The organism is Flavobacterium macacae (assembly GCF_003865365.1).
GTDB classification, from domain to species: Bacteria; Bacteroidota; Bacteroidia; order Flavobacteriales; family Flavobacteriaceae; genus Flavobacterium; species Flavobacterium macacae.
This window is the reverse complement of the sequence record NZ_RQVR01000054.1, coordinates 1-1,426: the sequence shown is the minus strand read 5'-3', so window position 1 is coordinate 1,426 and position 1,426 is coordinate 1. Positions and strand designations below refer to the sequence as shown.

Below are 1,426 nucleotides of genomic sequence, written 5' to 3'. Positions count from 1 at the left end.
AAAAATAAGATGCAAATGATTGGTCATGATACACCAAGCATGCACTTCCATTCCCTTATTGTTTTGGCAAAATTCTAAACTTTCCAATACTAAATCCTTGTACTCGTTGCGGGTAAAAACATCCAGCCACCCAACCACGGCAAAACTCACAAAATAGAGTCCTTCGGGATTATGGAATTTATAATTTCTGCTCATTTTTTAATTCAAATATAAGAAAAGGCATTCTTTTTTAATGACCGGATAGTAGGAAAATATAGTGACCACGCGAAGGGATTCGCGCGGTAGCGGGGATTCGCGCGGTAGCGGGGGATTTGGAAAAGGTATTAAATAAAAAAACAACCCGAGGCTGTTTAGTTTTTTGAATGCGATAATACTATAAATCATTGATTACATGCAGATGTTAGATAGAAAAATCAACCACCCAACACGTCGGATACATTACATACTTGTTTTATTTCAATACGTTAGAAATCTAAAATCTCATATCTCTAACTTTGAACCACTAACAAATTTTATGTCATTAGTATTTTCAAAATGCGATAGATTATTATTCCTTAATTTTTTTTTCTTGCCTGAAAACTAATGAAAATAAAATTATATAGATTGCAGTAATTACAACCATACTTAATAAAATATTATCAAAAAAGAAAAGTGCCTTTTTTATAAATTTATCTAAATATATGAATGTAAATATGCCAACTATTGAAACAATTGCCAAAATACTTTTATCTGATTTTTGATTACTTTTTATAATTCGGTATGCGCAAAAAAGTATTGTCAAGATTATAGGAATTGTAAAAGTCATTAATAAAAAATGTTCGTATTTTTCATTAAACCCATGTGTTTTAAAATCTAAATTATAAAAATATGGGTCGGTTAAGACTAAATAAATTACTAATAAGGCGCTACAAATACCTGCAAAAAGATGTACTTGTAAATAACTAAATACGGACTTTAATACTTTTTTATTCATTTTAATTAATTTCTTGTTTTATTCATTTCATGTTCCCCGCTCCCGCGCGAATCCCTTCGCGTGGACCCCGCTCCCGCGCGAATCCCTTCGCGTGGACAAATTACAACTTAAAGTTCTGAAAAAACCCCAGCTCCCGCGCGAATCCCTTCGCGTGGACAAATTACAACTTAAAGTTCTGAAAAACGCAAACACCATCTAAAATTCCCTTCACACCTGCCCCCAGCTCCCCCAGCTCCCGCGCGAATCCCTTCGCGTGGACACATTACAACTTAAAGTTCTGAAAAACCCCCGCTCCCGCGCGAATCCCTTCGCGTGGACAAATTACAACTTAAAGTTCTGAAAAACCCCCCGCTCCCGCGCGAATCCCTTCGCGGGGACAAATTACAACTTAAGTTCTGAAAAACGCAAACACCATCTAAAATCCCCTTCACACCTGCATAATCAGAAGCACTG

3 protein-coding genes are annotated in these 1,426 nt (G+C 35.9%); all 3 read right to left on the bottom strand.

The genetic code is table 11. The features are described from left to right. Positions 1–195: transposase (locus EG849_RS15495; RefSeq protein WP_199732405.1), on the bottom strand; the 195-nt coding region annotated here is incomplete at its 3' end. A gap of 352 nt (positions 196–547) precedes the next feature. Further along, positions 548–973 carry a hypothetical protein gene (locus tag EG849_RS15490; protein WP_125014340.1) on the bottom strand — a complete coding sequence of 142 codons (426 nt, stop codon included), beginning with the start codon at positions 971–973 and terminating at the stop codon, positions 548–550. A gap of 269 nt (positions 974–1,242) precedes the next feature. Beyond that, positions 1,243–1,426 (bottom strand): hypothetical protein (locus EG849_RS15935; RefSeq protein WP_233581827.1); only part of this gene is annotated, 184 nt, incomplete at its 5' end.